Annotated in this window: 24 protein-coding genes and 2 tRNA genes; 3 read left to right on the forward strand and 23 right to left on the reverse strand. The window is 72.2% G+C overall.

The window, feature by feature from the left end; genetic code table 11:
* The first annotated feature begins 80 nt into the window (after window positions 1-80).
* Window positions 81-1925, forward strand: a complete 1845-nt coding sequence (gene pknB / locus MU522_RS04565) for a Stk1 family PASTA domain-containing Ser/Thr kinase (protein ID WP_246992806.1) — start codon at window positions 81-83, stop codon at window positions 1923-1925.
* A gap of 29 nt (window positions 1926-1954) precedes the next feature.
* Here pknB and MU522_RS04570 read toward each other — a convergent pair whose 3' ends face one another.
* Genes MU522_RS04570 through MU522_RS04580 form a run of 3 tightly spaced genes read right to left on the reverse strand, consistent with a single transcriptional unit; the run spans window position 1955 to window position 3530 of the window.
* The gene (locus MU522_RS04570; protein ID WP_246992808.1) at window positions 1955-2614 is read right to left on the reverse strand and encodes a gamma-glutamyl-gamma-aminobutyrate hydrolase family protein; all 660 of its coding nucleotides are present in this window, start codon (window positions 2612-2614) and stop codon (window positions 1955-1957) included.
* The gene (locus tag MU522_RS04575; RefSeq protein WP_164877232.1) at window positions 2611-2772 is read right to left on the reverse strand and encodes a hypothetical protein; all 162 of its coding nucleotides are present in this window, start codon (window positions 2770-2772) and stop codon (window positions 2611-2613) included. The genes MU522_RS04570 and MU522_RS04575 overlap by 4 nt, the downstream gene beginning before the upstream one ends.
* Window positions 2769-3530, reverse strand: coding sequence for a class E sortase (locus MU522_RS04580; protein WP_246992810.1), 762 nt, complete (start codon window positions 3528-3530; stop codon window positions 2769-2771). Before MU522_RS04580 ends, MU522_RS04575 begins: the two co-directional genes overlap by 4 nt.
* A 40-nt stretch (window positions 3531-3570) precedes the next feature.
* On the opposite strand from MU522_RS04580, the gene MU522_RS04585 reads away from it, so the two are divergent.
* A complete protein-coding gene (locus MU522_RS04585) occupies window positions 3571-3837 on the forward strand; it encodes a cell division protein CrgA (protein WP_246992812.1) in 267 nt (88 codons plus the stop codon).
* A gap of 72 nt (window positions 3838-3909) precedes the next feature.
* Here MU522_RS04585 and MU522_RS04590 read toward each other — a convergent pair whose 3' ends face one another.
* Window positions 3910-4719: a rhomboid family intramembrane serine protease gene (locus MU522_RS04590; RefSeq protein ID WP_246992814.1), complete on the reverse strand. Its 810-nt coding sequence runs from the start codon at window positions 4717-4719 to the stop codon at window positions 3910-3912.
* A 63-nt stretch (window positions 4720-4782) separates the two neighbouring features.
* Window positions 4783-5322, reverse strand: coding sequence for a peptidylprolyl isomerase (locus MU522_RS04595; protein WP_128190397.1), 540 nt, complete (start codon window positions 5320-5322; stop codon window positions 4783-4785).
* 143 nt (window positions 5323-5465) lie between these two features.
* On the opposite strand from MU522_RS04595, the gene MU522_RS04600 reads away from it, so the two are divergent.
* The gene (locus MU522_RS04600) at window positions 5466-6065 is read left to right on the forward strand and encodes a hypothetical protein (protein ID WP_128190396.1); all 600 of its coding nucleotides are present in this window, start codon (window positions 5466-5468) and stop codon (window positions 6063-6065) included.
* A gap of 80 nt (window positions 6066-6145) precedes the next feature.
* Here the strand turns inward: MU522_RS04600 and MU522_RS04605 are convergent, their stop codons facing one another.
* The 18 genes from MU522_RS04605 to dnaN form a co-directional block, all read right to left on the reverse strand.
* Window positions 6146-6340 (reverse strand): hypothetical protein, encoded by a 195-nt coding sequence (locus MU522_RS04605; RefSeq protein ID WP_128190395.1) that lies wholly within the window; start codon window positions 6338-6340, stop codon window positions 6146-6148.
* Entirely contained in the window at window positions 6340-6774 is a 435-nt protein-coding gene (locus MU522_RS04610; protein WP_246992816.1) for an NUDIX domain-containing protein, read from the reverse strand. Before MU522_RS04610 ends, MU522_RS04605 begins: the two co-directional genes overlap by 1 nt.
* A 9-nt stretch (window positions 6775-6783) precedes the next feature.
* Entirely contained in the window at window positions 6784-8673 is a 1890-nt protein-coding gene (locus MU522_RS04615) for a BCCT family transporter (RefSeq protein WP_246992818.1), read from the reverse strand.
* Window positions 8674-8787: 114 nt separating this feature from the next.
* The gene (locus MU522_RS04620; protein WP_246992820.1) at window positions 8788-10122 is read right to left on the reverse strand and encodes a DUF2254 domain-containing protein; all 1335 of its coding nucleotides are present in this window, start codon (window positions 10120-10122) and stop codon (window positions 8788-8790) included.
* Between the two features lie 76 nt (window positions 10123-10198).
* On the reverse strand, window positions 10199-11590 hold the full coding sequence (locus MU522_RS04625) for a threonine/serine exporter family protein (RefSeq protein WP_225792635.1): 1392 nt from the start codon (window positions 11588-11590) through the stop codon (window positions 10199-10201).
* Between the two features lie 212 nt (window positions 11591-11802).
* A complete protein-coding gene (locus MU522_RS04630; RefSeq protein ID WP_146354641.1) occupies window positions 11803-12111 on the reverse strand; it encodes a GIY-YIG nuclease family protein in 309 nt (102 codons plus the stop codon).
* Between the two features lie 197 nt (window positions 12112-12308).
* Window positions 12309-12381, reverse strand: a tRNA-Ala gene (locus MU522_RS04635).
* A gap of 29 nt (window positions 12382-12410) precedes the next feature.
* Window positions 12411-12487: transfer RNA gene (locus tag MU522_RS04640), tRNA-Ile, on the reverse strand.
* Between the two features lie 75 nt (window positions 12488-12562).
* Window positions 12563-12970 (reverse strand): DUF3566 domain-containing protein, encoded by a 408-nt coding sequence (locus tag MU522_RS04645; RefSeq protein ID WP_128190578.1) that lies wholly within the window; start codon window positions 12968-12970, stop codon window positions 12563-12565.
* On the reverse strand, window positions 12967-15615 hold the full coding sequence (gyrA, locus tag MU522_RS04650; RefSeq protein WP_246992822.1) for a DNA gyrase subunit A: 2649 nt from the start codon (window positions 15613-15615) through the stop codon (window positions 12967-12969). Before gyrA ends, MU522_RS04645 begins: the two co-directional genes overlap by 4 nt.
* A gap of 16 nt (window positions 15616-15631) precedes the next feature.
* The gene (gyrB, locus tag MU522_RS04655; RefSeq protein ID WP_246992824.1) at window positions 15632-17659 is read right to left on the reverse strand and encodes a DNA topoisomerase (ATP-hydrolyzing) subunit B; all 2028 of its coding nucleotides are present in this window, start codon (window positions 17657-17659) and stop codon (window positions 15632-15634) included.
* A 264-nt stretch (window positions 17660-17923) separates the two neighbouring features.
* The gene (locus MU522_RS04660) at window positions 17924-18829 is read right to left on the reverse strand and encodes an NAD(P)-dependent oxidoreductase (RefSeq protein ID WP_246992826.1); all 906 of its coding nucleotides are present in this window, start codon (window positions 18827-18829) and stop codon (window positions 17924-17926) included.
* Between the two features lie 52 nt (window positions 18830-18881).
* A complete protein-coding gene (locus tag MU522_RS04665; protein WP_246992828.1) occupies window positions 18882-20285 on the reverse strand; it encodes a four-carbon acid sugar kinase family protein in 1404 nt (467 codons plus the stop codon).
* 115 nt (window positions 20286-20400) lie between these two features.
* Window positions 20401-21099, reverse strand: coding sequence for a FadR/GntR family transcriptional regulator (locus tag MU522_RS04670; RefSeq protein WP_128189633.1), 699 nt, complete (start codon window positions 21097-21099; stop codon window positions 20401-20403).
* 67 nt (window positions 21100-21166) lie between these two features.
* Window positions 21167-21661, reverse strand: a complete 495-nt coding sequence (locus MU522_RS04675; protein ID WP_146354611.1) for a DciA family protein — start codon at window positions 21659-21661, stop codon at window positions 21167-21169.
* On the reverse strand, window positions 21654-22748 hold the full coding sequence (gene recF, locus MU522_RS04680; protein WP_246992830.1) for a DNA replication/repair protein RecF: 1095 nt from the start codon (window positions 22746-22748) through the stop codon (window positions 21654-21656). Before recF ends, MU522_RS04675 begins: the two co-directional genes overlap by 8 nt.
* Entirely contained in the window at window positions 22749-23630 is an 882-nt protein-coding gene (gene gnd / locus MU522_RS04685) for a phosphogluconate dehydrogenase (NAD(+)-dependent, decarboxylating) (RefSeq protein WP_246992833.1), read from the reverse strand.
* Window positions 23631-23659: 29 nt separating this feature from the next.
* Window positions 23660-24802, reverse strand: coding sequence for a DNA polymerase III subunit beta (gene dnaN, locus MU522_RS04690; protein ID WP_246992835.1), 1143 nt, complete (start codon window positions 24800-24802; stop codon window positions 23660-23662).
* Window positions 24803-25214: the final 412 nt, after the last annotated feature.

Below are 25214 nucleotides of genomic sequence, written 5' to 3' on the forward strand. Positions count from 1 at the left end.
CGCGCCCGTGACGTAGAATCGACCGATCCCGCCGCGCGCCGGGACGACGTCCTGACGCATGCACGAGGGAAGGAGCCGCGATGACCGACAGCATCATCGCCTCCCTGCGGACCCTCGGCGACCGCTACGAGATCGGCGAGCTGATCGGCCAGGGCGGCATGGCCCAGGTGCACAAGGCCCGTGACACCCGTCTCGACCGGCAGGTCGCCGTCAAGCTGCTGAAGCCCGAGCTCTCGCTCGACCCGGAGTTCCGCACGCGCTTCCGTCAGGAGGCGCAGTCGGCGGCGCGGATGTCGCACCCCACCGTCGTGCGCGTCTTCGACGCCGGCGAGGAGCCTGCGTTCGACGCCCAGGGCGAGGCCGCCGCCGTGCCGTACATCGTGATGGAGTACGTCGACGGCCGGATGGTGAAGGACATCATCGCCGAGGGCCCGCTCACCGAGGCCGAGGCTGTGCGCATCACCAAGGGCATCCTCACCGCCCTCGAGTACTCGCACCGGGCCGGCATCGTGCACCGCGACATCAAGCCGGGCAACGTCATGGTGACGCCCGGCGGCCAGATCAAGGTGATGGACTTCGGCATCGCCCGTGCGGTGAGCGAGACGAGCGCCAACGTGGCGCAGACCGGCACCATCCTCGGCACCGCCCAGTACTTCTCCCCCGAGCAGGCGCGCGGCGAGTCGGTCGACGCCCGCACCGACCTCTACTCGACCGGCGTCATCCTCTTCGAGCTGCTGACCGGCCGCGCGCCCTTCGAGTCCGACACCGCGGTGGGCGTCGCCTACCAGCACGTCGCCGAGGAGCCGCCGACCACCTCGTCGATCACCCCGGGCATCACGCCCGAGATGGACTCCATCGTCGCGAAGGCGCTCGAGAAGCGCCGCGAGCGCCGCTTCCAGACGGCCACGGAGTTCAAGCAGGCGCTCGACGACGCGCTCGCCGGCGTGCTCGTGCCCTTCGAGCGCACCGACACCGCACCGGTCGAGATCGGCGCCGCGACGACGATGTTCGCCGCGCTCGCCGTCGACGACCCGCAGCCGGAGGCCGAGACGACCGCGGAGCTCGCGGCCGTGCGGCGCGACCGCCGCCCGCCCGTCGCCTGGCTCTGGGGCGCCGTCGCGCTCATCGCCGTGCTCGTCGTGGGCGCCGTCGCGTGGGCCGTCAGCCTGGGCGGCAGCATCCCGATCGCCGGGCTCTCCACCACCGTGCCCGCCGTCGCCGGCATGCAGGAGGAGGAGGCGGTCGCCGCGGTCGAGGGCGCCGAGCTCGTGCCCGAGGTGCGGCGCGTGATCGACGACGCCGAGGCCGGCACGGTGCTGCGCACGGATCCCGACGCGGGCATCGTGCTCTCCCCCGGCGCCGCGATCACGGTCGTGGTCTCGAACGGCCCGCCCCCCTCGCCGCTGCTGAGCGTCGCCAACCTCACCGAGGCGCAGGCGCGGCAGGCGCTCGAGGCGGCGGGGTACACCGTCGGCACCGTGACGCGCGAGAACGCGCCGACCGTCGCCGCGGACCTCGTCGTGCGCACCGATCCGAGCGCCGGCACCGACGTCTCGCGCGGCGCGACCGTCAACATCGTCCTCGCGAGCGGGCTCGTGACCGTGCCCGACGTCACGGGGCAGGCGATCTCGAGCGCCGCCGACCAGATGAGCGCCCTCGGGCTCACCGTCGACCGCCGCTTCACGACGCGCTGCCTGGGCGGCGACGTGGTCGAGCAGTCGCTCACGCCCGGCGACCACCCGCAGGGCAGCACCATCACGCTGCTCTACTGCAACGGCCAGCCGGCGCCCGATCCCGCGCCGGCGCCCGCACCGGAGCCGGAGCCGGAGCCGGAGCCCGAGCCCGAGCCGGAGCCGACCAACCCCGGCAACGGCGGAGGCGGCGGCGGAGGCGGCGGCGGAGGCGGCGGAGGCGACGAGGGCTGACGCTCTCGCGAGCCGGGGTGTCGACCCGACTACGCCACGTGGTCGGGCGGCGGTGCGAGCGTCACGAGCGGCGCGCGGCCCTCGGCGAGCTGCGCCGCGCCGGTGAGGCCCGCGGCCTCGAGCCAGTTGCCGAGCATCCGGTAGCCGCCCTCGGTGAGCACCGACTCCGGGTGGAACTGCACACCCCAGACGGGGGCACCGCGGTGCTCGACCGCCATGATCACGCCCGCCTGCGCATCCGCGACCGTCCGCGCGGTGACGCGCAGCGCATCCGGCACCGTGCCGTCGACGATCGCGAGCGAGTGGTAGCGCGTCGCGGTGAGCGGGCTCGGGAGGCCCTCGAAGACGGTCGTGCCGTCGTGCTCGACGAGGCTCGTCTTGCCGTGCATGAGCTGCGGCGCGTGCGTGACCACGCCGCCGAGCGCCTCGGCGATCGCCTGGTGACCGAGGCAGACGCCCAGCAGCGGCGTGCCGGTCTCGATCGCGGCGTGCACCATCGGGATGGAGACGCCCGCGTCGGCCGGAGCGCCGGGGCCCGGCGAGAGCAGCACGGCGTCCCAGTCGCGGATAGTCGACGCGTCGACCTCGTCGTTGCGCACGACCGAGACCTCCGCGCCGAGCTCCTGGAGGTAGCCGGCGAGGGTGTAGACGAAGCTGTCGAAGTTGTCGACGACGAGGATGCGAGTCATGTGATGGTGGGGTCCGGGGTCGGGAAGAAGGTCTGCATCACCCACGGGTAGCCGTGGAGGACGAGGAACCAGGCGACGGCCGCGAGCAGCGCGGCCACGAGCAGCAGCCGCACGGGCCAGGGCCCGGGCAGCGCACGCCAGAGTGCTGCATACATCATGCCCTCCCGAGGCTGGCGGCAAGCTCGGCGGGCATGCCGGCCTCGGCCCCCTGCCACCCGAGCCAGGTGGCGTAGGCGATGAGCCGGCCCTCGGCCGACCACTCGGGGTTGCACGTCGTGAGCGTGAGGTAGCGCCCGTCGGCGGGCGTCTCGGGCTGCTGCGGCACCGGGGCCACGACCTCGACGGCGGTCGGCGGCACGTACTCGTGGTTGCGGAACTCGTAGACGTACCACGCGCCGGCGGTCTGCACGTAGATGCGGTCGCCGACGCGCAGCTCGTCGAGGTGCGTGAACGGCCCGCCCTGCCCGTTGCGGTGCCCGGCGACGGCGAAGTTGCCCAGCTCCCCCGGCTGCGCCGAGTCGCTGTAGTGCGCGAGCCCCTGCTCGAGCGAGTCGAGCACCGCGCGGCTCGTGCCCTCGCCGATCACGCGCTCGAAGCCGCCGAGCCGAGGGATGTACATCACGGCGAACGACTCGCGGTCGGCGGCGGCAGGCTCCGTCGGCGGCTCGTCGGTGCGGAGCTCCGCATCGGGGGCGGATGCGTCGGGCGGTCCGGGCTGGATCGGCCCCAGCTGCGAGGCGAAGCTGCGCGCCGCCTCCTGCTGCTGCCCGCCGAGCACGGCGTCCGAGAGCCACAGCTGCCAGCCGGCGTAGCCGAGCGCGAGCACCCCCGCGGTCACGAGCAGCTCGCCCAGCACGCTCGCGGGCGAGGCGCGCCGCCGGGGGCGGCGACCCTCCGCGCGCTGCTGCCTGGCCACCGCTCAATCCTAGGCGGCGCCTGCATTACCATTGGGTGCCATGAGCAGCGACAAGTCCATCGAGAAGGCGTCGGCCGCCAAGAGCCGGTCCGCGAAGGGCAAGGAGCGCTCCCCGCACGACGACCAGCGGAACCCGGCCTGGTTCAAGCCGGTCATGTTCGGCTTCATGCTCGTCGGCTTCCTCTGGGTGATCGTGTACTACATCTCGGGCACGACGCTGCCGCTGCCGCAGCTGGGCTCCTGGAACATCGTGATCGGCTTCGGCGTGATGTTCATCGGCTTCATCATGACGACGCGCTGGAAGTAGCCGACCGAATCACACCGGTGTAGTTCTCCCCAGCTGTGGAGAAACCTGTGGAGAGCGGGCCGTCGCGTCCGCTCAGAGCAGCACGGCGATGCGCGCCGCGAACAGCGCCGCGAGCACGAGCGCGACGCCGCCGATGACCAGCCACGCCGCCCGCGTGGTGCGGTCCCCGCGCATCCGCGCATGCACCGCGCCGATGCCGAAGCCGAGCGCGAGCCCGATCGCGAGGCCGCCGACGTGCGCCGGCCACGAGATGCCGCCGAACGCGAAGGTGATCACGAGGTTGATGCCGACGAGCACGAGCAGCGCCGACTGCACCCGCCCGAGCATCCGCTGCATGCCGATCGCCATGCCGAACAGTGCGTAGATCGCGCCCGAGGCGCCGACCACGGCGGAGGCCGGCGTGAACCACGCGACCGCGACCGCAGCCCCCGCCGCGCTCACGACGTACGCCGCGAGGTACGGCAGCCGACCGATGCGCTCCTCGATCGCCGGCCCCACCATCCACAGGATCATCATGTTGAAGGCGAAGTGCAGCACCCCCGCGTGCACGAGCGCGTAGGTGAGGAAGCGCCACGGCTCGACGAGCGAGTAGGGCAGGAAGTACATCAGCTGCCCCGACAGGTTGCCGGGCAGGATCTGCAGCACGCCGACGACCGCGGTGACCGCGACGATGGCGATCGTCACCGGCGCGGGCTGCGCGAGCCACTGCCGGGTGCGCTGCCCGATCGCGGTGCGCGGGCCGCCGTGGGCGACGCGCGTCTCGCGCAGGCGCGCGCGCTGCTCGTCGCGCAGCTCGCGCACGCACTCGGGGCAGTGCACGCCGACCGGCGCCTGCTGCTGGCACTCGCCGCAGATGGTGCGGCCGCAGCGCTGGCAGAGCACCCAGCTCTGCCGATCAGGATGCCGGTAGCAGCGATCGGCAGGCGGGGCGGCGGACACCTGGGGTCAGGCCTGCTGGATCTCGACGGACTCGATCACGACGTCCTCGAGGGGACGGTCGCGGCCGTCGGTGGGCACGGCCTGGATCGCGTCGACGACCTTGCGCGACGCCTCGTCCTCGACGAGGCCGAAGATCGTGTGCTTGCCCTTGAGCCACGGGGTCGCGACGGTCGTGATGAAGAACTGCGAGCCGTTCGTGCCGCGGCCGCCCTGGATGCCGGCGTTCGCCATGGCGAGCACGTACGGGGCGTTGAAGTCGAGCTCGGGGTGGATCTCGTCGTCGAACTGGTAGCCGGGGCCGCCGACGCCCTGACCGAGCGGGTCGCCGCCCTGGATCATGAAGTCGGGGATGATGCGGTGGAAGACGACGCCGTCGTAGAGCGGGTCGGTCGAGGTCTTGCCGGTGCCGGGGTGCGTCCACTCGCGAGCACCGGTGGCGAGCTCGACGAAGTTCTGCACCGTCTTGGGGGCGTGGTCGCCGAGGAGGTTGACCTTGATCTCGCCGAGGTTCGTGCGGATCGTCGCGACAGCAGTGTGGTGAGCCATGCCTCGATCCTCCCACAGCGAGGGCCTGCGGAGCCCGTCGGAGGGGGCAGGTTCGACGACAGCGAAACCGCTCGTCCGCTGGGTGACGCGTCCAGGAAAACCTGCAATGATCAGCCGCAGGCTCTCCCCACGGAAGGACGGATATGTCGCTCGAACTCTCGCGCAAGCGCGCGAAGCAGGTGAAGAAGCTCCGCAAGCAGGCCGACAAGCTCTGGGCCGAGCAGCGCGTGGTGAACCACCACGCCGCCGAGATCGCCCGCGAGGCCCGCGAGGCCGCTCGCGCCTACGGCAACGAGTCGCTGCGTCCGACCGCCGAGCGCTACGTGCACCGCGGCGTCGACGCCGGCCGCAACACGCTCTCCCGCGCCACGCGGGGCTGGAACTCGTCGGTCGTGCCGGCCATCGCATCGGGCCTCGGCTCGTTCGCGGCCATGGCGCAGATCGCGAAGGACGACCGCGTGAAGGACGCCATCGACAGCGTGCGCCGCTACACGACGGTGCCCGAGGTCTCGCCCGCGCACGCCGCGAAGAGCGGTCCCAACGCCTGGCAGTGGCTCCTCATCGGCGCCGGCGCCGTGGCGGTCGCGAGCGCGGCCTACGCCGCGTGGCAGACGCTCCGCGCCGACGACGACCTCTGGATCCCCGACGCCGCCGACTCGGCGATCGACGCGCCGCCGCGCCCGGTCGACCAGCCCTCCGGCGGCCTCGCCGAGGGCCCGGAGGCCGGCTCGCCGCAGGCCTGATCCGACGCTCGACAGCAGGGGCTCCGCCGCGAGGCGGGGCCCTGCTGCGTGCTGGCGCGAGCCCGGCGTGCTCCGCCGGCTCAGCCCAGGGTCGAGCCGACGACCACGAGGATGCCGCCGGCGATGAGCACGCCGGCCGCGAGCAGGAAGGCGCGCAGCCGCCGCTCTGGCTCCCGCCCGGAGCGCATCGTGCGCACGATGTCGATGCCGCTGATGACGACGCTCGCCGCCATGAGGGCGAGGCCGAGCACGACCAGCGGGGGCATGGCGGGCATCAGCGCAGCGGCGATCCGGCGTCGCCGAGGTGGCGCAGCGCCCAGTCGACGGCGTGCACGTGCCGCAGCTCCGGCACATCCGCGAGCGCGTGCCACGCGACGTCGTCGGTCGTGCCGCCCACCTCGACGGCGAGCTCGCCGCCGATGATCTCGGCGCGGTAGAGGATGCGCAGCGCCTGCAGCTCGTCGCCGCGCGCGGCGCTCGAGAGCACGGCGGAGTCGACGCCGAGCAGGCTCACGAGCCGCACGTCGTAGCCGGTCTCCTCCTTGACCTCCCGCACGGCGCCGTCGGCCGGGTGCTCCCCCGGCTCGACGCCGCCGCCCGGCAGCGTCCAGCCCGACATGCCGCCCTCGCGCCAGTGCGGCAGCAGGATCTGCGCGCCGTCGCCCTCGCCCCTCGTGATGAGGGCGTAGGCGGCCACTCGCATGCGCATTGCGCCATCCTACGGCCGGGGCGGCTCCTCGGGCCGGGCCACTGCGTCGGCGCGACCGTCCGCGGGCTCGTCACCCGACGCATCCGCCGCCCCGTCGTCGGAGCGGGCGCTCGGCGCCTCGGTCGACGGGAGCGCGGCGGGGTCGACGGGCTGCGTGGGCACGAGCTCGCCGACGCCCTCGCCGGGCGCGGTCTGCTCGACGGTCAGCTGGAAGTCGTCGCCGTGCTCGGTGACGCCCGCGACGACCGCCTGCTCGACCGCCGCGACCGCGTACGCGCGGCGCACGACGACCGGGTCCTGCGAGAGGTCGCGCGTGAGGGCGACGGCGAGGCCGACCATGATGACGACGAACGGCAGTGCCGCGATGATCGTCACCTGCTGCAGGCCGGCCAGCGCGTCCTCGCCGCCGAGCAGCAGCATGATGGCGGCGACGGCGCCGGTCGCGACGCCCCAGAAGACGACGGATGCGCGGCTCGGCCGCAGCGAGCCGCGGTGCGAGAGGGTGCCCATGACGATCGACGCGGCGTCGGCGCCCGACACGAAGAAGATCGCGACGAGCACCATGACGACGATCGCCGTGATCTGCGCGAGCGGCAGCTCGCCGAGCGCCATGAAGAGCGTCGCCTCGGGCGTGCCGGAGCTGCCGAGGTCGATGCCCGCGCGCTCGAGGTCGATGCCGAGCCCGCCGAAGATCGCGAACCACACGAGCGAGACGAGCGAGGGCACGACGAGCACGCCGGTGACGAACTGGCGGATGGTGCGGCCGCGCGAGATGCGCGCGATGAACATGCCGACGAACGGCGTCCAGCTCACCCACCAGGCCCAGTAGAAGATCGTCCAGCCTGACAGCCACGCGGCGACGGCCTCGCCGCCGGCGGCCTCGGTGCGCGCCGACATGACGGCGAGCTGCTCGAAGTAGGCGCCGATGGTCGTGGGCAGCAGGTTGAGGATGAAGACGGTGGGGCCGACGACGAGCACGAACAGCGCGAGGACGCCCGCGAGCACCATGTTGGTGTTCGACAGCCACTTGATGCCGCGCGAGATGCCCGACACGGCCGAGACGACGAAGAGGGCGGTGAGGATCGCGATGATGGCGATGATCACGCCGTTGCCGACCTCGCCGATGCCGGCGACGAGCTCGAGGCCCGAGCCGATCTGCAGCGCGCCGAGGCCGAGCGAGGTCGCCGAGCCGAAGAGGGTCGCGAAGATGGCGAAGATGTCGATCGCGCGGCCGACCGGTCCCTCGACGGTGCGCTTGCCGACGAGCGCGGTGAACGCCGACGAGATGAGCAGCGGTCGACGCTTGCGGAAGCCGGTGTAGGCGAGCGCGAGGCCGACGACGGCGTAGATCGCCCACGGGTGCAGCGACCAGTGGAACATCGTCGTCGCCATCGCCGTGCGCACGGCCTCGGCGTCGTCGCCGCCGCCGGTGCCGGGCGGCGGCGTGACGAGGTGGCTCACCGGCTCGGTGACGCCGTAGAAGACGAGGCCGATGCCCATGCCGGCCGAGAACATCATCGCGATCCAGGACATCGTCGAGAACTCCGGGTCCTCGCCGTCGTCGCCGAGCGGGATGCGGCCGAAGCGGCTCGCGGCGATCCAGACGATGAAGACGACGAAGCCCGATGCGGCGAGCGCGAAGAGCCAGCCCGTGTTGTGCACGACCCAGTCGACGCCCGCGCCGGCGGCGGTGCCGAGCGACGCGGTGCCGAGGGTGCCCCAGAGCACGAAGGCGAGCGCCACGGCGGCGGCGATCCCGAAGACGATCCGGTCGAGCGGCTTGCGCTCCGCGTCCTCGACCGGCAGCGGCGGGATGTCGAGCGCCGGGTGGTGGGTGAAGCCGTCGGGAGGAGGAGCGCTGCTGCTGGTGTCGGTGCCGGGTGTCGTCTGCTCGCTCATGTGCCTCGAATCGCTTCACGTATCGCTGTCAAATGCCCCCGGAACGTCGATGTCGACGCACGGAGGCCCCGACAACGGTACTCGGGATGCGAGCCGGAGGCGAAACGGCGAACCCTAAGGGGTGTCCCCCGGCTGCGCCTGTGGGTCGCCCGCGTGCCGCGCTTCCTGCGTCCGCACCACCGCATCCGCCCGCCTCGCCCACCACTCGAGCGCCGGTCGGTGCTCGGCGAGCGCGACCGCCCGGAGGTCGTCGACCATGGCCGCGATGCGTCGCGGCACCTGCAGCGACCCCTCGCCGTAGTGGAGCGGCTCGGCGATGGCGAGGTCGATGAGCTGCTCGACGCGCTGCGGCCGGTGCACGAGGCGCAGCCTGCCGTCGCGCGACACGAGGGCGGGCAGCTCTGCCCGCGTGACGGTGAGGCGGAGGATGCGGTGCAGCTCGTCGAGCACCTGCACCGCGGTCGTCGGGTCGTTGATGCCGGGCGAGAGCGCGCGCTCGGCGATGTCGACGAGCTTGCGGATGCCGAGCGCCGGATCCTGGTTGAGCACGCGATCCTGCTCGACGGCCACGAGGCGGCGGATGGGCGCGAGGCGCTCGTCGTCGAGCGGCGGCGAGCCGACGGGTCGCCAGACGCGCAGCGCGGGCAGGCCCTCGGGCACGGCGTCGCCGACCTGCAGCAGCACCTCGAGCACGAGGTCGTGCTCCGCGGCGTGCGCCACGAGCCCGCGGTGGTCGAGCTCGACCACCGCGCCGTGCTCCTCGGCCGCGACGGTCTGCGGCTCGAGGCCCTCCTCGCCATCCCAGCGGACCGTGCCGAGCCGGGCGCCCGGCGACGAGGGCTCCGGGAAGTACCGCCGCACGACGTCGAGCGTGTCGTCGCCCAGGCTCGACACGATCGAGGAGACCTGGATCGACCGCGTGATGTGGTGGATGAACGCGAGGAACATGCCGACGCTCGCGAGCACCAGGAGGAAGCCGAGCGTCACCGCCAGCTGGGGCACGAACGCGCCGCCCTCGCCCGACTCCCCGATCACCGAGCGCAGCACCGTGAGCGCGTACGTGAAGCTCGCGGCGAAGATGCCGAGCGTCACCTGCGTCGTGCGGCTCGCGAGGAAGTCGCCGAGGATGCGGGGGCTGTACTGGCTGCTCGCGAGCTGCACGACCACCATGGTGATCGAGAAGACGAGGCCGGTGACCGAGATCATGGCGCCGGCGATCGTGCCGAGCATGTCGCGCGCGCCGTTCGGTCCGCCCGGGAAGACGTAGGGCAGCTCGTCCGCCGCGAGCCGGTCGAGCTCGGGCACGAGGTAGCCGGCGAGCACCGCGGCGACCACGATCACCATCGGCAGCACCCAGAACGGGCGCCACAGCCGGTCCCAACGGCTGATCGATCGGGTGCGGGGCAGCGCGCCGACCTCATCGGTGCCGCCGTCGGGCTCGCGCTGCATCGTCACCTCCCCGCTGCGGCAGGCGCCGGCAGCAGCCGCTCCCACCGTAGCCGGGGGGCCTGCGCGCGCGCCCGGATCAGCGGGCGCGGCCCCTGCCGCGCATCACGCTCTCGACCGTGTCGCGGAAGGGCGCGCCGAGGAAGAGCCCGAGCGACGCGCCGGAGGCGAGGGCGATGCCGATCGCGCCGGCGCCGATGAGGGTCGCGAAGCCGATGATGAGGCTCGTGGGCGAGCCGTCGGTCTCGACGAGCTCGAGCAGGCCGCGGAAGACCGCGTACCCGGGCACGAGCGGCACGATCGCGGCGGTGGTGACGGCGATCGACGGCACGTGGAGGCGGTGGGCGATGAGGATGCCGACGAAGCTCGCGATGAGCGCGCCGAGGCCGCTCGCGACGGCGACGTCGAGCCCGCCCGCCGTGCCGGCCGAGTAGCCGAGCCAGGCGATCGTGCCGAGCACGGCGCTCACGAGCGTCGTGCGCAGGCCGGCGCCGTTCATGACCGCGACCGCGATGGCGATGATCACGGCGCCGCTGAACTGCAGCGGCAGGGCGCCGAGCGCGGGGGCGTCGCTCGTGAGCACGAAGCCCGCGCCGAGCGAGCTCGCGAGCGACAGGCCGCCGAGGATGCCGAGCACGACGCCGAGCGTGGCCATGACGAGCTCGAGGATGCGCCCGCCGGCGGTGAGCGCGAAGCCGTCGATCGCGTCCTGAGCGGCGCCGACCACCGAGAGCCCGGCGAGCATGAGGACGATGCCGGCCGCGACGATGATCGACGGCCGCACGCCCTCGAGCATCGGCACGCCGAGCTCCGACAGCGCGCCGGTCGCGGCGGCCGCCGCCGTGACGACCAGCGCGCCGACGATCTGAGAGAAGAAGAACGGCACGCGGAGCCGCGCCATGCCGCGCTGCGCGACCGCGGCGGCGCACGAGGCGAGGAAGGTGATCGCGGCGATGAGCCACGACGCGCCGAACAGCACGCACACGCCGACCGCGAGCATCCCCTGCGCGAGCACGACGAACGTGGGCCGGTACATGAAGGGCGTGCGACGGATCGCGTGGAAGCGGGAGCGGGCCTGCTCGAGCTCGAGCCCGTGCTCGATCTCGACGACGAGCGCCTGCAGGCGCTGCAGCTTGGCGTGGTCGGGCACCGGCGCGCGCACGACCCGCAGCAGCGTGATCGGCAGGTCGTCGTGGTTGCGGTGGTACGAGACGCCGATCGAGTTGTAGGTGACGTCGACGTGCACCGGCTTGATGCCGAGCGCCGCGGCGACGCGGGCGGTGGCGAGCGTGACGTCGTTGGCGGATGCGCCGACGGCCGTGAGCGCCTCGGCGATCCGCATCGCGAGGTCGATGACCTTCCGCGCGTGCACCTCGTCGATCGTGAGGAGCGCCTCGGTCATGGGTCGCGATGCCGGGTCGGTGCGGATCGCGCGCGCGATGCGCTGCCGCCAGTCCTGCCGCTCGTCCATCGCCTCCATCCTCGCATCCGCGCCGAGGCGCGCGCGGTGCGTGCCGCCCGCCACCTGCCCCCTACCCCTTGGTCGAGGAGCGCGCCGCCGCAGGCGGCACGCGTCACGAGACCACCCGCCGTCCCCGCCTGGTCGAGGACCGCGTCGCGCCAACCCCCTTGGTCGAGGAGCGCGCCGCCGGAGGCGGCACGCGTCACGAGACCAGGTGCACCTCAGCGACTGTCCCCAGGCTCGCCCACGCGCGCTCGGCGCCTCCCCGTCGAACCGGGTAGCGCATCCGCCCGCCCCTCGATCAGTGCGAGCCGCTTGCGCCGGCTCCATCCCTGCACCTGCTTCTCCGCCCAGTACGCCTCATCCCGGCGCTCGAAGTACTCGCAGTACACGAGCTTCACGGGCAGCCGCCGCTTCGTGTACTGGGATCCCTCCCCGCGCTGGTGCTGGGCGAGGCGGTAGTCGGCGTCCCAGGTGCTGCCGACGTAGAACGATCCGTCGGAGCACTCGAGGATGTACATGTGGGGCATCGCGGCACGATGGCATGGCGCGTGCTGCCGGTAATGGTGTGGAGCGCTCGCCTGTGGATAGTCGCTGAGGTGCGGGTGGTCTCGTGACGCGAGCCGCCTGCGGCGGCGCGCTCCTCGACCAAGCGGAGGACTGGGAAGAGGGCGGCGGGGGCGCGGGGCCGGAGACGACGAGAGCCCCGCCGGAGCGGGGCTGATCGTGGAGCCTGGGAGAATCGAACTCCCGACATCCTGCTTGCAAAGCAGGCGCTCTACCAACTGAGCTAAGGCCCCGTGGCCGTGACGGCCGTGGGAGTCGTGCGTGGTGGGGCTACATGGACTCGAACCATGGACCTCTTCGTTATCAGCGAAGCGCTCTAACCGCCTGAGCTATAGCCCCGAGCACAAGCATCGACTCTACCAGACCCGCAGGGCCCGCAGGACCCGGTCGGGTCGATGCCCGCGACGAGCCGGCCTACTGGTTGGCGAAGCCGACCTGCAGGCCGCCCGTGAGGCGCACCGACAGGTTGTAGAGCACGGCGATGACCGCGCCCAGCACCGTGATGACGACGAAGTTCAGCACCGCGACGAGCAGCGTGAACATCATCACCTGCGGCAGCGACAGCAGCGACGTGATCGCGAAGTCGGGGTCGGCGAGGATGTCGCGCATCACCTCGTCGACCTTGCCGAACAGGCCGACGATCTGCAGCAGCGTCCACACCACGAAGGTGACGACGAGCTGCACGATGCCGAGCACGAGGCCCAGCACGGCCGACACCTTCATCGCCGACCAGAAGTCGATGTGCACGAGCCGCAGGCGCACCTGCTTGCTCGATCCGCTGCGGCGAGGCGACTTGCTCTGCAGCTTCTCGGCGATGCTCATTCGTCGGTCTCCTCGGTGACGTCGTCCGTGCGGTCGGCGTCTGCCGGGTCCGTGGCGTCCACGATAGCGCCCTCCGCCTCCGCGGCCGCGGTCGACGCCTCGGCGGCGGATGCGTCGGCGGCGGCCGTCGGGGCGGCCTCGGCGACCTCCTCCTCGACGTCGCGCTCGACGTTGCGGGCGATCGAGATCACCAGGTCGGTGGCCGACTTCTCGGCGAACTGCACGCCCATCGTGGTGCGGCCCCGTGCCTCGACCTCGTCGACGCTCGAGCGGATGACCTTGCCGGAGGTGCGGATGAGCAGCAGCTCGTCGCCGTCGTGCACGATCGTCGCGCCGACGAGCGTGCCGCGGTCGTGGTCGCCGGAGGCGAAGGTGAGCACGCCCTGCGTGCCGCGGCCCTTCGTCGGGTAGTCGGCGACCTTCGTCTTCTTGCCGAAGCCCTGCTCGGTGACGACGAAGACGTAGCCCTCCTCGCCGATCACCATGGCGGCGAGCGCCTGGTCGTCGTCGCGCAGGCGGATGCCGCGCACGCCGCCGGTGGCGCGGCCCATGGGCCGCAGCGCCTCGTCGGTGGCGGCGAAGCGGGCCGCGCGGCCGAGCGTCGTCACCACGAGGATCTCGTCGTCGGAGTTCGCGAGCATCGCCGAGATGAGGCGGTCGTCGTCGGCGAGGTTGATCGCGATGATGCCGCCGGTGCGGTTCGTGTCGTACAGCTCGAGGCGCGTCTTCTTCACCTGCCCCTGCTGCGTCGCGAGCACGAGGTACTCGGCCTGCTGGTAGTCGCGCAGCGTGAGCACCGTCTGCACCTGCTCGTCGGGCTGGAACGCGAGCAGGTTGGCGACGTGCTGCCCCTTCGCGTCGCGGCCGGCCTCGGCGATCTCGTACGCCTTCATCCGGTACACGCGTCCGCGGTTCGTGAAGAACAGCATCCAGTCGTGCGTCGAGTTGACGCTGAAGTGCTCGACGACGTCGTCGCTGCGCAGCTGCGCGCCGCGCACGCCCTTGCCGCCGCGGTGCTGCGCGCGGTACTGGTCGATGCGGGTGCGCTTGATGTAGCCGCCGGTCGTGAGGCTCACCACGACCTGCTCCTCGGGGATGAGGTCCTCCATCGACACGTCGCCGTCGTAGCCGTGCATGATCTCGGTGCGGCGGTCGTCGCCGAACTTCGCGACGATCTCGCTGAGCTCGTCGACGATGATCGAGCGCTGGCGCTCGGGCTTGGCGAGGATGTCGCGGAAGTCGGTGATCTGGCGCTCGAGCTCGTCGGCCTCGTCGTGGATCTTCTGGCGCTCGAGCGCGGCGAGGCGGCGCAGCTGCAGCTCGAGGATGGCGTCGGCCTGCCGCTTGTCGATCTCGAGCAGCTCCATGAGGCCCGTGCGCGCCTCGTCGGGCGTGGGCGAGCGGCGGATGAGCGCGATCACGTCGTCGAGCGCGTCGAGCGCCTTGAGGTAGCCGCGCAGGATGTGCATGCGGTCCTCGGCCTTGGCGAGGCGGAACTGCGTGCGGCGCACGATGACCTCGACCTGGTGGTCGGCCCAGTGCGTGATGAAGCCGTCGATCGGGAGCGTGCGCGGCACGCCGTCGACGATGGCGAGCATGTTCGCGCCGAAGTTCTCCTGCAGCTGCGTGTGCTTGTAGAGGTTGTTGAGCACGACCTTCGCGACCGCGTCGCGCTTGAGCGTGATGACGAGGCGCTGGCCGGTGCGGCCCGAGGTCTGGTCCTCGAGGTTCGCGATGCCCTGCAGCTTGCCGTCCTTCACGAGGTCGGCGATGCGCACCGCGAGGCGGTCGGGGTTCACCTGGTACGGCAGCTCGGTGACGACGAGCGCGGTGCGGCCCTGGACCTCCTCGACCGTGACGACCGCGCGCATCGTGATGGAGCCGCGACCGGTGCGGTACGCCTCCTGGATGCCGCGGGTGCCGAGGATCTGCGCGCCCGTGGGGAAGTCGGGGCCGTGGATGCGCGCGACGAGCGCCGCCTGCAGCTCCTCCCTCGACGCATCCGGGTGCTCGAGGTGCCAGATCGCGCCGTCGGCGACCTCGCGGAGGTTGTGGGGCGGGATGTTCGTGGCCATGCCGACGGCGATGCCGACCGAGCCGTTGACGAGCAAGTTGGGGAACCGGGCAGGCAGCACGGACGGCTCCTGCGTGCGGCCGTCGTAGTTGTCCTGGAAGTCGACGGTGTCCTCGTCGATGTCGCGCACCATCTCCATGGCGAGCTGCGACATCTTCGTCTCGGTGTACCGGGGCGCGGCCGCCTCGTCGTCGCCGGCGGAGCCGAAGTTGCCCTGGCCGAGCGCGAGCGGGTAGCGGAGGCTCCAGGGCTGCACGAGGCGCACGAGGGCGTCGTAGATGGCCGAGTCGCCGTGCGGGTGGAACTGCCCCATGACGTCGCCGACGACGCGCGAGCACTTCGAGAACGCCTTGTCGGGGCGGTAGCCGCCGTCGTACATCGCGTAGAGCACGCGGCGGTGCACCGGCTTCAGGCCGTCGCGCACCTCGGGCAGCGCGCGCCCGACGATGACGCTCATCGCGTAGTCGAGGTACGACCGCTGCATCTCGAGCTGCAGGTCGACCTGCTCGATCGCGCCGTGGTTGGGGGCGTCGCGGTCGAAGGGCTCGGCGGTGGGGGTCTCGTCAGTCATCGTCGGTCTCCGAGGCTCAGATGTCGAGGAAGCGCACGTCGCGCGCGTTCTTCTGGATGAAGGTGCGGCGGGCCTCGACGTCCTCGCCCATCAGGGTCGAGAAGATCGCGTCGGCCACGGCGGCGTCGTCGAGCGTCACCTGCTTGAGCGTGCGGGTGGCCGGATCCATCGTGGTCTCCCACAGCTCGGAGTAGTTCATCTCGCCGAGGCCCTTGTAGCGCTGCACGCCGTTGTCCTTGGGGATGCGCTTGCCGGAGGCCGAGCCGGCGGCGAGCAGCTCGTCGCGCTCCCGGTCGGTGTAGGCGTACTCGTGCTCGGCGTTCGTCCACTTCAGCTTGTAGAGCGGCGGGGCGGCGAGGTACACGTAGCCCATGTCGATGAGCGGCCGCATGTAGCGGAACAGCAGCGTCAGCAGCAGCGTGGTGATGTGCTGGCCGTCGACGTCGGCGTCGGCCATCAGCACGATCTTGTGGTACCTGGCCTTGCCGGGGTCGAAGTCCTCGCCGAGGCCGGCGCCGAAGGCGGTGATCATCGACTGGATCTCGGCGTTGCCGAGCGCGCGGTCGAGGCGCGCCTTCTCGACGTTGAGCACCTTGCCGCGCAGCGGCAGGATCGCCTGCGTGTAGGGGTCGCGGCCCTGCACGGCCGAGCCGCCGGCCGAGTTGCCCTCGACGAGGAAGATCTCCGAGATGATCGGGTCCTTCGACTGGCAGTCCTTCAGCTTGCCGGGCATGCCGCCCGACTCGAGCAGGCCCTTGCGGCGGGTCTGCTCGCGCGCCTTGCGTGCGGCGATGCGCGCGGTCGAGGCCTGGATGGCCTTCCGCACGATCTCCTTCGCCGACGCCGGGTTCGACTCGAACCAGTGGCCGAGCTCCTCGCCGGTGACGCGCTGCACGAACGACTTCGCCTCGGTGTTGCCGAGCTTGGTCTTCGTCTGGCCCTCGAACTGCGGCTCGCCGAGCTTCACCGAGACGATCGCGGTCAGGCCCTCGCGCACATCCTCGCCCGAGAGGTTCTCGTCCTTCTCCTTGAGCTGGTTCGTCTGCCGCGCGTAGCGGTTGACGAGCGTGGTGAGCGCCGCGCGGAAGCCCTCCTCGTGGGTGCCGCCCTCGTGCGTGTTGATCGTGTTCGCGTAGGTGTAGACCGCCTCCTGGTAGGAGCCCGTCCACTGCATGGCGATCTCGACCGAGATGCGCCGCTCGGTGTCCTCGGCCTCGAAGTCGATGATCTCCGGGTGCACCGGCTCCGACTTCTTCGACTCGTTGAGGTAGGCGACGTAGTCCTTGAGGCCCTGCTCGTAGAGGTACTCGTCCGAGCGCTGCACGGGCTCGGCGCTGTCGTCGCCGCCCGGCTGCTCGAGCGCCTCGGGGCGGAGGTCCTCGAGCGCGATGCGCAGGCCCTTGTTGAGGAACGCCATCTGCTGGAAGCGCTTCGCGAGCGTCTCGTAGTCGAACTCGACGGTCTCGAAGATGTCGGCGCTCGGCCAGAAGGTGAGGGTGGTGCCCGTCTCGTCGGTCGCCTCGCCGGTCTGCAGCGGGCCCTCGGGCTCGCCGACCGCGAACGACTGCCGGTGCACGTGCCCCTGCCGCTTGATCTCGACCTCGAGCCGCGACGAGAGCGCGTTCACGACCGAGGAGCCGACGCCGTGCAGGCCGCCGGAGACCGCGTAGCCGCCGCCGCCGAACTTGCCGCCGGCGTGCAGCACGGTGAGCACGACCTCGACCGTCGACTTCGACGGGTCGGAGGAGTGCGGGTCGACGGGGATGCCGCGGCCGTTGTCGGCGACGCGCACGCCGCCGTCGGGGAGGATCGTCACGTCGATGCTGTCGCAGTGGCCGGCGAGCGCCTCGTCGACCGCGTTGTCGACGATCTCGTAGACCAGGTGGTGGAGGCCGCGCGGCCCGGTCGAGCCGATGTACATGCCGGGGCGCTTCCGCACCGCCTCGAGGCCCTCGAGGATCTGGATCTGGTCGGCGCCGTAGTCGCCCTGCTCACGCCCCTTGGACGTCAGGTCCTGCGCCGGTCCACCGTGCTCGTTCGCCATCGTTCTCCGCGTCCGCCTTCCGCGCAGCCACGGGGGCCGCGCAACCCTCCGATTCTACCCCGCGAGGCGGTGGAGCCGGTGCCGAACGCGCCTCTGAGCGCCGATCCGTCAGTCTGAGGACAGAACACACCGGCGTTCTCGCGTTCTGAGGCCCAGGATGCGTCCGCGGGCCTGCGCGGGCCGGTTCGGCACGGAGGTGGATACCCCCGCCGGAACGACGACGGGCCCGGCACCTTCCGGCACCGGACCCGAGCGACGCATCCGTCAGGCCGCGTCGCCGCGCCTCGTGGGCGCCACCACGCGGATGACCGCGGAGTCGTCGAGCTCGCCGAGGCCCTGCGCCTCGCCGAGCAGGAACAGCTGCTCGGCGGCGGCGGCGACGGGCGCCGCCAGGTGGTGCGCGCGGGCCGCCGCGCCCACGATCCCCATGTCCTTCACGAAGATGTCGAGGCGGCTCAGCACCTCGGCGCCGCCCTCGTCGTAGGCCTGCAGCGCCCGCGGGCCGCGGTTGCCGAGCATGAACGAGCCGGCCGCGCCGGCGGTGAGCGCCTCGAGGGTGCGCTCGCGGTCGAGGCCGAGCGCGTCGGCGAGCGCGAGCGCCTCGGCGGCGGCCGCGATGTGCACGCCGCACAGCAGCTGGTTGACGGTCTTGAGCGCCTGGCCGTCGCCGGGCCGGTCTCCCACGATCGACAGCGTCGACGACAGCTGCTCGAGCACCGGGCGCGCGGTCTCGAGTGCGGCCGGCTCGGCGCCGACGACGATGAGCAGGTCGCCGTCGCCGGCCCGCACGGGGCCGCCGGAGAGCGGCGCGTCCACGAGGTGCGCACCGGAGGACGCGAGCCGGTCGGCGATCTCGGCGATGCCGTCGGTGCCCACGGTGCTCGTGAGCACGACGGCCGCCCCCTCGGCGAGGTGGTCGGCGAGGCCCGACTCGCCGAAGAGCAGCTCGCGCAGCTGCTCGCCCGTGCGCACCGCGACGAGCACCACCTGGGCGCCGTCGACCGCCTCCGCGGCGGACGATGCGGGCGCGACGCCCTGCTCGGCGGCGAGCTCGACGCGCTGCTCGGCGATGTCGAACCCTCGGACGTCGAAGCGCTGCGCGAGCCGCGCGGCCATGGGCAGGCCCATGGCGCCGAGGCCGATGACGGCGACGGTGCTGGTGCTGGTCATTGCTGTTCCGTTCTGCGATGCGAGCGGGAGGAGGAGTGCGGCCGCGCGCCGGTCAGTCGGCGAGCGTGCGGACCACGCGCGCGAGGGATGCGGTCTCGCCGACGTTGCCCGCGAAGACGACGTAGGGGATGCCGACGGCGGGGCCGACCTGCGGCTGCCAGAGCGACACGATGCCGGGCAGCATCGGGCCGACGACCTCGGCCCTGCGGATCTGCAGCGCCTCGGAGGCGACGTCGCTCGAGGTGATGCCGCCCTTCGCGATGACGAAGCGCGGCGGCGCGAGCTCGAGCACGCGCGCGACGAGCTCGACGAGTCCGGAGGAGACGCGGCGCGCGATCTCGAGGCTCTCCTCGCCGTCGCGGCCGGTGACGAGCTCGCGGCTCGTGTGCACGATGACGGAGCCCGACCCGATGGCGCGGGCCACCGCATCCGCCTGCTCCTCGAGGTGCTGCTCGCGCCGGTCGTCGATGAGCGCGCGCACGTCGAGCTCGACCGTGGCGGTGCCGGGCCGGTCGGCGAGCAGCGCGTCGAGCTGCGCGGTGGTGAGCGGCACATGGCTGCCGACCACTACGAGCCCGCCGCGCTCGTGGGCGAAGTCGATGCGGTCGGCGGTGACGGGCTCGGCGATCTCCTGGCCGATGTGCGCGCGCAGGTACGGCGGCCCGATGCGCAGCAGCGCCGAGATGCCCTCGCGGTCGAGCGCGTGGAGCGCGAGCGCGACCTGACGCATGTCGTGCTCGTCGACCGCGTCGACGACGACCACCGCGCCGACGGGCAGGGCGCGGAGGAACGACACGACCGCGGCGGTGCCCGCGCGGATGATGCCGAGCGTGAGCGCGGCGACGTCGTCGCGGCGGATGCGGCCGTCGGTCTTCTCCTCCACCCAGTCGCGCAGGTCGGAGGAGCGGTAGCCGAAGGTGGCGTCGGCCGCGAAGGGCGTCTCGCCCACCGGCGTCGCCTCGCCGTCGACCACCCAGTAGTGCACGGCGTCGACCGTGATGCGGCCGGAGTCGGGGAAGGCCGGCACGAGCACGGTCAGGTGCGGCGCCGCTCCCCCGTGCTCGGCGGCCGCGGCGCGCAGCACATCGGTCTCGAGCGGGAAGTGGCCGCGCAGGGTCGAGTCGCTGCGGCTCACGAACGAGACCCGCAGGCCCGCGCGCTCGGCGGCGGCGATCGCGACGGCGACGACCTCGCGGTTGCGGCGCGCGGCGTCGTCCTCGGTGAGCGAGCGCGTGTTCGTCAGCACGTAGACCGCCGGGGCGCCCTGCGCGAGCGCCCAGTCGAGGTCGTCGGCCTCCCAGCGCGTGAGCACCGGCAGCCCCGCGACCGACTGGGTGCCGGTGGGGTCGTCGTCGAGGACGACGAGCACGAGGTCGTCGCTGCGGGCGGCCGCGACGTCCGCGGCCGGGATCGAGAGCGGTGCCGGCAGCTCGGCCAGCAGGTCGTCGATGTGCACGTGAACTCCCTCGTCCGCGGGATCGGCGCGACGGCGTGCGCAGATCAGATATCAGACATGCTCAGGGACAGTGATGCTCGCTGTCAACTCCTGCTCGAGCGTGTCGTGCGGCCGGTCAGTCGAGGACGAGCGAGAGCAGGTCGTCGCGCGTCTGCACCATGTGGCTCGCCATCGCCTCGCGCGCCGCTGACGGCACGCCGGCGCGGATCGCCTCGAGCACCTTGCGGTGCTCGTCGATCGCGTGCTGCCGGATCTCGGGCACCTGGCTCGTCTCGGCGCGCGTCTCGGTGAGCATCGAGGTGAGCGGCAGGAGCGCCGCGACGAGGATGCGGTTGTCGGCCGCGTGCAGCACGACGTCGTGGAACTCGAGGTCGGCGGCGACGAAGGCGTCGAGCTCGCCCGCCTCGTGGTGCTGCTCCATGCGCGCGAGGGCGTCCTCGAGCTCGGCCAGGTGCGCGCCCGTGCGGCGCTCGGCGGCGAGCTGCGCGGCGCCGCTCTCGATCATCATGCGCACCTCGAGCAGCTCGAGCGACGACGTGCGGCGCTGGCCGGCGCTGCGCGCGTGCCGCACCACCGCATCCATGCCGGTCCACTCCGACACCGGCGCGATGCGGTGCCGGCTGCCCGGCACCTGCACGATGACGCCCTGCGCCTGCAGCAGCCGCACGGCCTCGCGCATCGTGAGCCGCGAGACGCCGAACTCGGTCGCCAGCTGCCCCTCCGGCGGGAGCCGCTCGCCCGCGGTGAGCCGGCCGGCGATGATCGCGTCGAGCAGCTGGTCGACGGCGTCGTGGGTGCGCGATGGCCGTGGCATGCGAGTCCTTCCCCGGATCAGGTGTCAGACAGCGTATCCCGACGGCCCCGGGGATGCCGCGAGCCCGCTACCCCCAGGTGTCGCGCGGGCCGCGCCCCGGCACCGACCGGCGGCCGCGCGAGAAGCTCGGCAGGTCGGGCCCGATGAAGCGCACCGACTCGAGGCCGCACTCGGGGAAGCGGGCGAGGATGCGGGTGGTCGTCTCCGCGCGCAGGATCCGCATCTGCATGGTCCACGCGGTCGACGCGCACCGCACCGTCAGCACGCCGTCGTCGAAGGAGACCGGCTCGGTGCGGCCGGCGTTCTCCTCCCCCACGAGCTCCGGCCAATGGGCCATCACGTCGGCGCGCGCGAGCGTCGCCGTCCAGCCGCGGTCGGCGGCGAAGCCGCCCAGCACGTCGCCGAGCGCGTGCGGGTCGCGGCCCTTGCCGAACGGCACCGACGCATCCGGGTCCCGGCGCGAGCGGCGGCGGCCGTCGCGCGAGACGAGCTCGGGGTCGCCGAACTTCGCCTTGAGCCGCAGCCACACGCGCTCCGGCTCGCTCTGCGCGAGCTCACGCATCCTCGACCACCGTCCCCCGGTCGATCCGGATGCGGTGGTGGCGGAGCGCCTCGGGCACGTCGTCCTCGACGGCGGCGGTGATGAGCACCTGCTCGAAGCCGCCGGCCGCCTCGGCGAGGCGCTGCCGCCGGCCGGCGTCGAGCTCGGCGAAGACGTCGTCGAGGATCATCACCGGGTCGCCGCCCGAGCCGTCGCGCAGCAGCTCGGCCGACGCGAGGCGCAGCGCGAGGGCGAACGACCACGACTCGCCGTGGCTCGCGTAGTGGCGGGCGAGCAGGTCGTTGAGCTGCAGCTCGAGGTCGTCGCGGTGCGGCCCCACGAGGCTCACGCCGCGGTCGAGCTCGTCGCGGCGTCGCTCGGCGAGCAGCGCGTGGAACGCCGAGGCCGAGTCGGGCACGTTGGTGACGAGCGCGATGCGCGCCTCGTGCTCGTCGCCGGCGACGAGCCGGTAGGCGGCGTCGACGTGCGGGGCGAGGTCGGCGACGAGCGCCTGCCGGGTGCGCAGCACCTCGAGGCCGAGCTCGACGAGCCGGCCGTCCCACACCTCGAGCGTCGAGAGGTCGTCGGGCCGCAGCCGTGCGGCGCGAGCGCTCTTCAGCAGCGAGTTGCGCTGCTTCAGCACCCGGTCGAGGTCGCTGTGCACGCCGGCGAGGCGCGGCGCGCGCATGACCGACAGCTCATCGAGGAAGCGCCGCCGCCCGGCTGGGTCGGCGCGCACGAGCTGCAGGTCCTCGGGGCTGAACAGCACCGCCTGCAGGTAGCGGGGCAGGTCGCGGATGCGCACCGACTGCCCGTTGGCCTGCGCGCGGTTGGCGCCTCGGGCGTTGAGCTCGACGTCGAGCTGGAAGCTGCGCTCGTCGTTCGTCACCGTGCAGCGCACGATCGCGCGCTGCTCGCCGGCCCGGATGAGGGCAACGTCGGTCGGCACCCGGTGGCTCGAGCCGGTCGCGATCCACACGAGCGACTCCACCATGTTGGTCTTGCCCTGGCCGTTGCGCCCGACCAGCAGGTTGGCGCCGGGCTCGAAGGCGACATCCGCCGCCTCGTAGTTGCGGAAGTCGGTCAGCGCGAGTCGGCTGACGCGCACCTAGGCCTTCTTGACCGAGTGGCCGCCGAACTGGTTGCGGAGCGCGGCGACCGCCTTCATGGCGGGGCTGTCGTCCTGGCGGGACTCGAAGCGCGCGAAGAGCGACGCGGCGATGGCGGGCATCGGCACCGCGTTCGCGATCGCCTCCTCCACCGTCCAGCGGCCCTCGCCCGAGTCGTCGACGTAGCCCTCGATCTCGGAGAGGTCGTCGTCCTCGTCGAGCGCGCGCACCATGAGGTCGAGCAGCCACGACCGCACGACCGTGCCGCGCTGCCACGCCTTGAAGCTGCCGGCGACGTCGTGCACGAGCTCCTTGCGCTCGAGCAGCTCGAAGCCCTCGGCGTAGGCCTGCATGAGGCCGTACTCGATGCCGTTGTGCACCATCTTCACGTAGTGGCCCGCGCCCGTGGGGCCCGCGTGCACGAAGCCCTCCTCGCGCGGGCCCTCGGGCCGCAGCGCGTCGAAGACCGGCATGAGCTCCTCGACGTCGGCCCACTCGCCGCCGACCATGAGGCCGTAGCCGTTCTCGAGCCCCCAGATGCCGCCCGAGACGCCGACGTCGACGAAGCGCACGCCGCGCTCGGCGAGCTGCGCGGCATGCCGCTCGTCCTCGGTGAAGCGGGAGTTGCCGCCGTCGATGACGAGGTCGCCCGCCGACAGCTTCTCGCCCAGCTCGGTGACCACCGCATCCGTGATCTCGCCCGCGGGCACCATGGCCCACACGATGCGCGGGGTCGGGAGCGCCGCGATCAGCTCGTCGACGGTCGCGACGTCGGTGACCTCGGGGTTGCGGTCGTAGCCGGTCACCTCGATGCCGGCGGCGCGCAGGCGGGTGCGCATGTTGCCGCCCATCTTGCCGAGTCCGATCAGGCCGATGTGCATGATGACGCTCCCTCGTCCGGCGATGCCGGTCAGCGCAGCAGCAGGTTGGGCTGCAGCAGGTACTTGAAGTCGGTCGCCTCGGCGTCGTCGCGCGACGTCTGGCCGCGGATGAGCATGGGGCCGGGCTTGTTGGTGTTCTCGGAGTGCGTGAACGAGACGCGCACGAACTCGGAGTGCGTCGCCTGGATGCCGTCGATCAGCAGCTGCGGCTTGATCGAGAGCACGATGTCGTCGCCCTCGAGCACCGCGTCGATGGTCTCGGTCGCCTGCGCCTGCTCGGAGCCGATCGCCTCGAGCTGCACCTGGCCCTCGCTGAACGTGTAGCGGATCGCCGCCTCGGCGTCGAGCACGAGCTGCACGCGGCGCGTGGCGTCGACGAGCTCGGAGGTGCTGACCACGGCGTGGTGGTCGGTCTGCTCGGGGAAGAGGCGGCGCACCGGCGGGTAGTTGCCCTTGATGAGCAGGCTCGTGACGGTGCGGTCTGCGGTCGAGAAGGCGATCTGCTGCCGCTCCCCCGCCTCGCTCATGGTGATCTCGATGCGCTCGGCGCCGCCGAACGTGCGGCCGACCTCGACGAGCGTGCGGGCGGGCACGAGGGAGGTGATCGCCTCGGTCGCGTCGCCGGCGTCCCACTGGATCGAGCGCACCGAGACGCGATAGCGGTCGGTCGCGATGAGCGTGAGCGTGTGGTCGGTCGCCTCGAGCTGCACACCCGTGATGACAGGCGTGACGTCCTCGCGCGATGCCGAGATGGCGACCTGCGAGATCGCCTCGGCGAAGGCCTTGCCCTCGACGACGCCCGTGCGGCCCTCGACCGTCGGCACGGTCGGGTACTCCTCGAGCGGCATCTTGGCGAGCGAGAACTGCGCGTTGCCGCAGCGCACCGTCACCTTGGTGCCGTCGTCCTCGACGCGCACCTCGCGCTGCGGCAGCTTCGCCGCGATGTCGCTCAGCAGCCGGCCGGAGACGAGCACGACGCCCTCGCCCTCGACATCCGCCGACACCGCGGTGCGGGCGGAGGACTCGAAGTCGAAGGACGAGAAGACGACGCCCTCGGAGGTGGACTCGATGCGCACGCCGCTGAGGATCGGCATCGTGGGCCGCTGCGGGAGCAGCTTCACGGCGAACGACACGGCATCGCTGAAGACATCGCGATTGATGACGAACTTCACTGGGAGTCCTCCTTGGGCGCCGGCGGCGCTGCGAGACGGTCCGAGCTGCAGGGAGCGCACGGCGCTGTCGATTCTGGCACAGGCTCGAGATCGCGGTTCCTGTCGTCTGCAGGCACCGGCCGCTCATGGTTGGCGACTCGCCGGATCCTCTTCTCATGAACCCTGTCATTCATAACCGCTGTGCAACCTGTGGATCCTGCACGTCCTCGCGGCTCGATGGGCGGGAACTACAACCGTGCAAGATGTTGAGCCGCTGTGGGCGCCGATGTGCGATCGGTGGACGACGACGGATGCGCCCAGGGGCGCCGTCCACAGGAGCGGGCCGGTCTGTCCACAGGCGCGCCGACGGCGTCCACACCCGCATCACATGAAGTGCACGTTGAGGGTTCATGCCGAAGCGCTCAATGCCGGA

It is taken from the genome of Agrococcus sp. SCSIO52902 (assembly GCF_022983135.1).
GTDB lineage: Bacteria > Actinomycetota > Actinomycetes > Actinomycetales > Microbacteriaceae > Agrococcus > Agrococcus sediminis.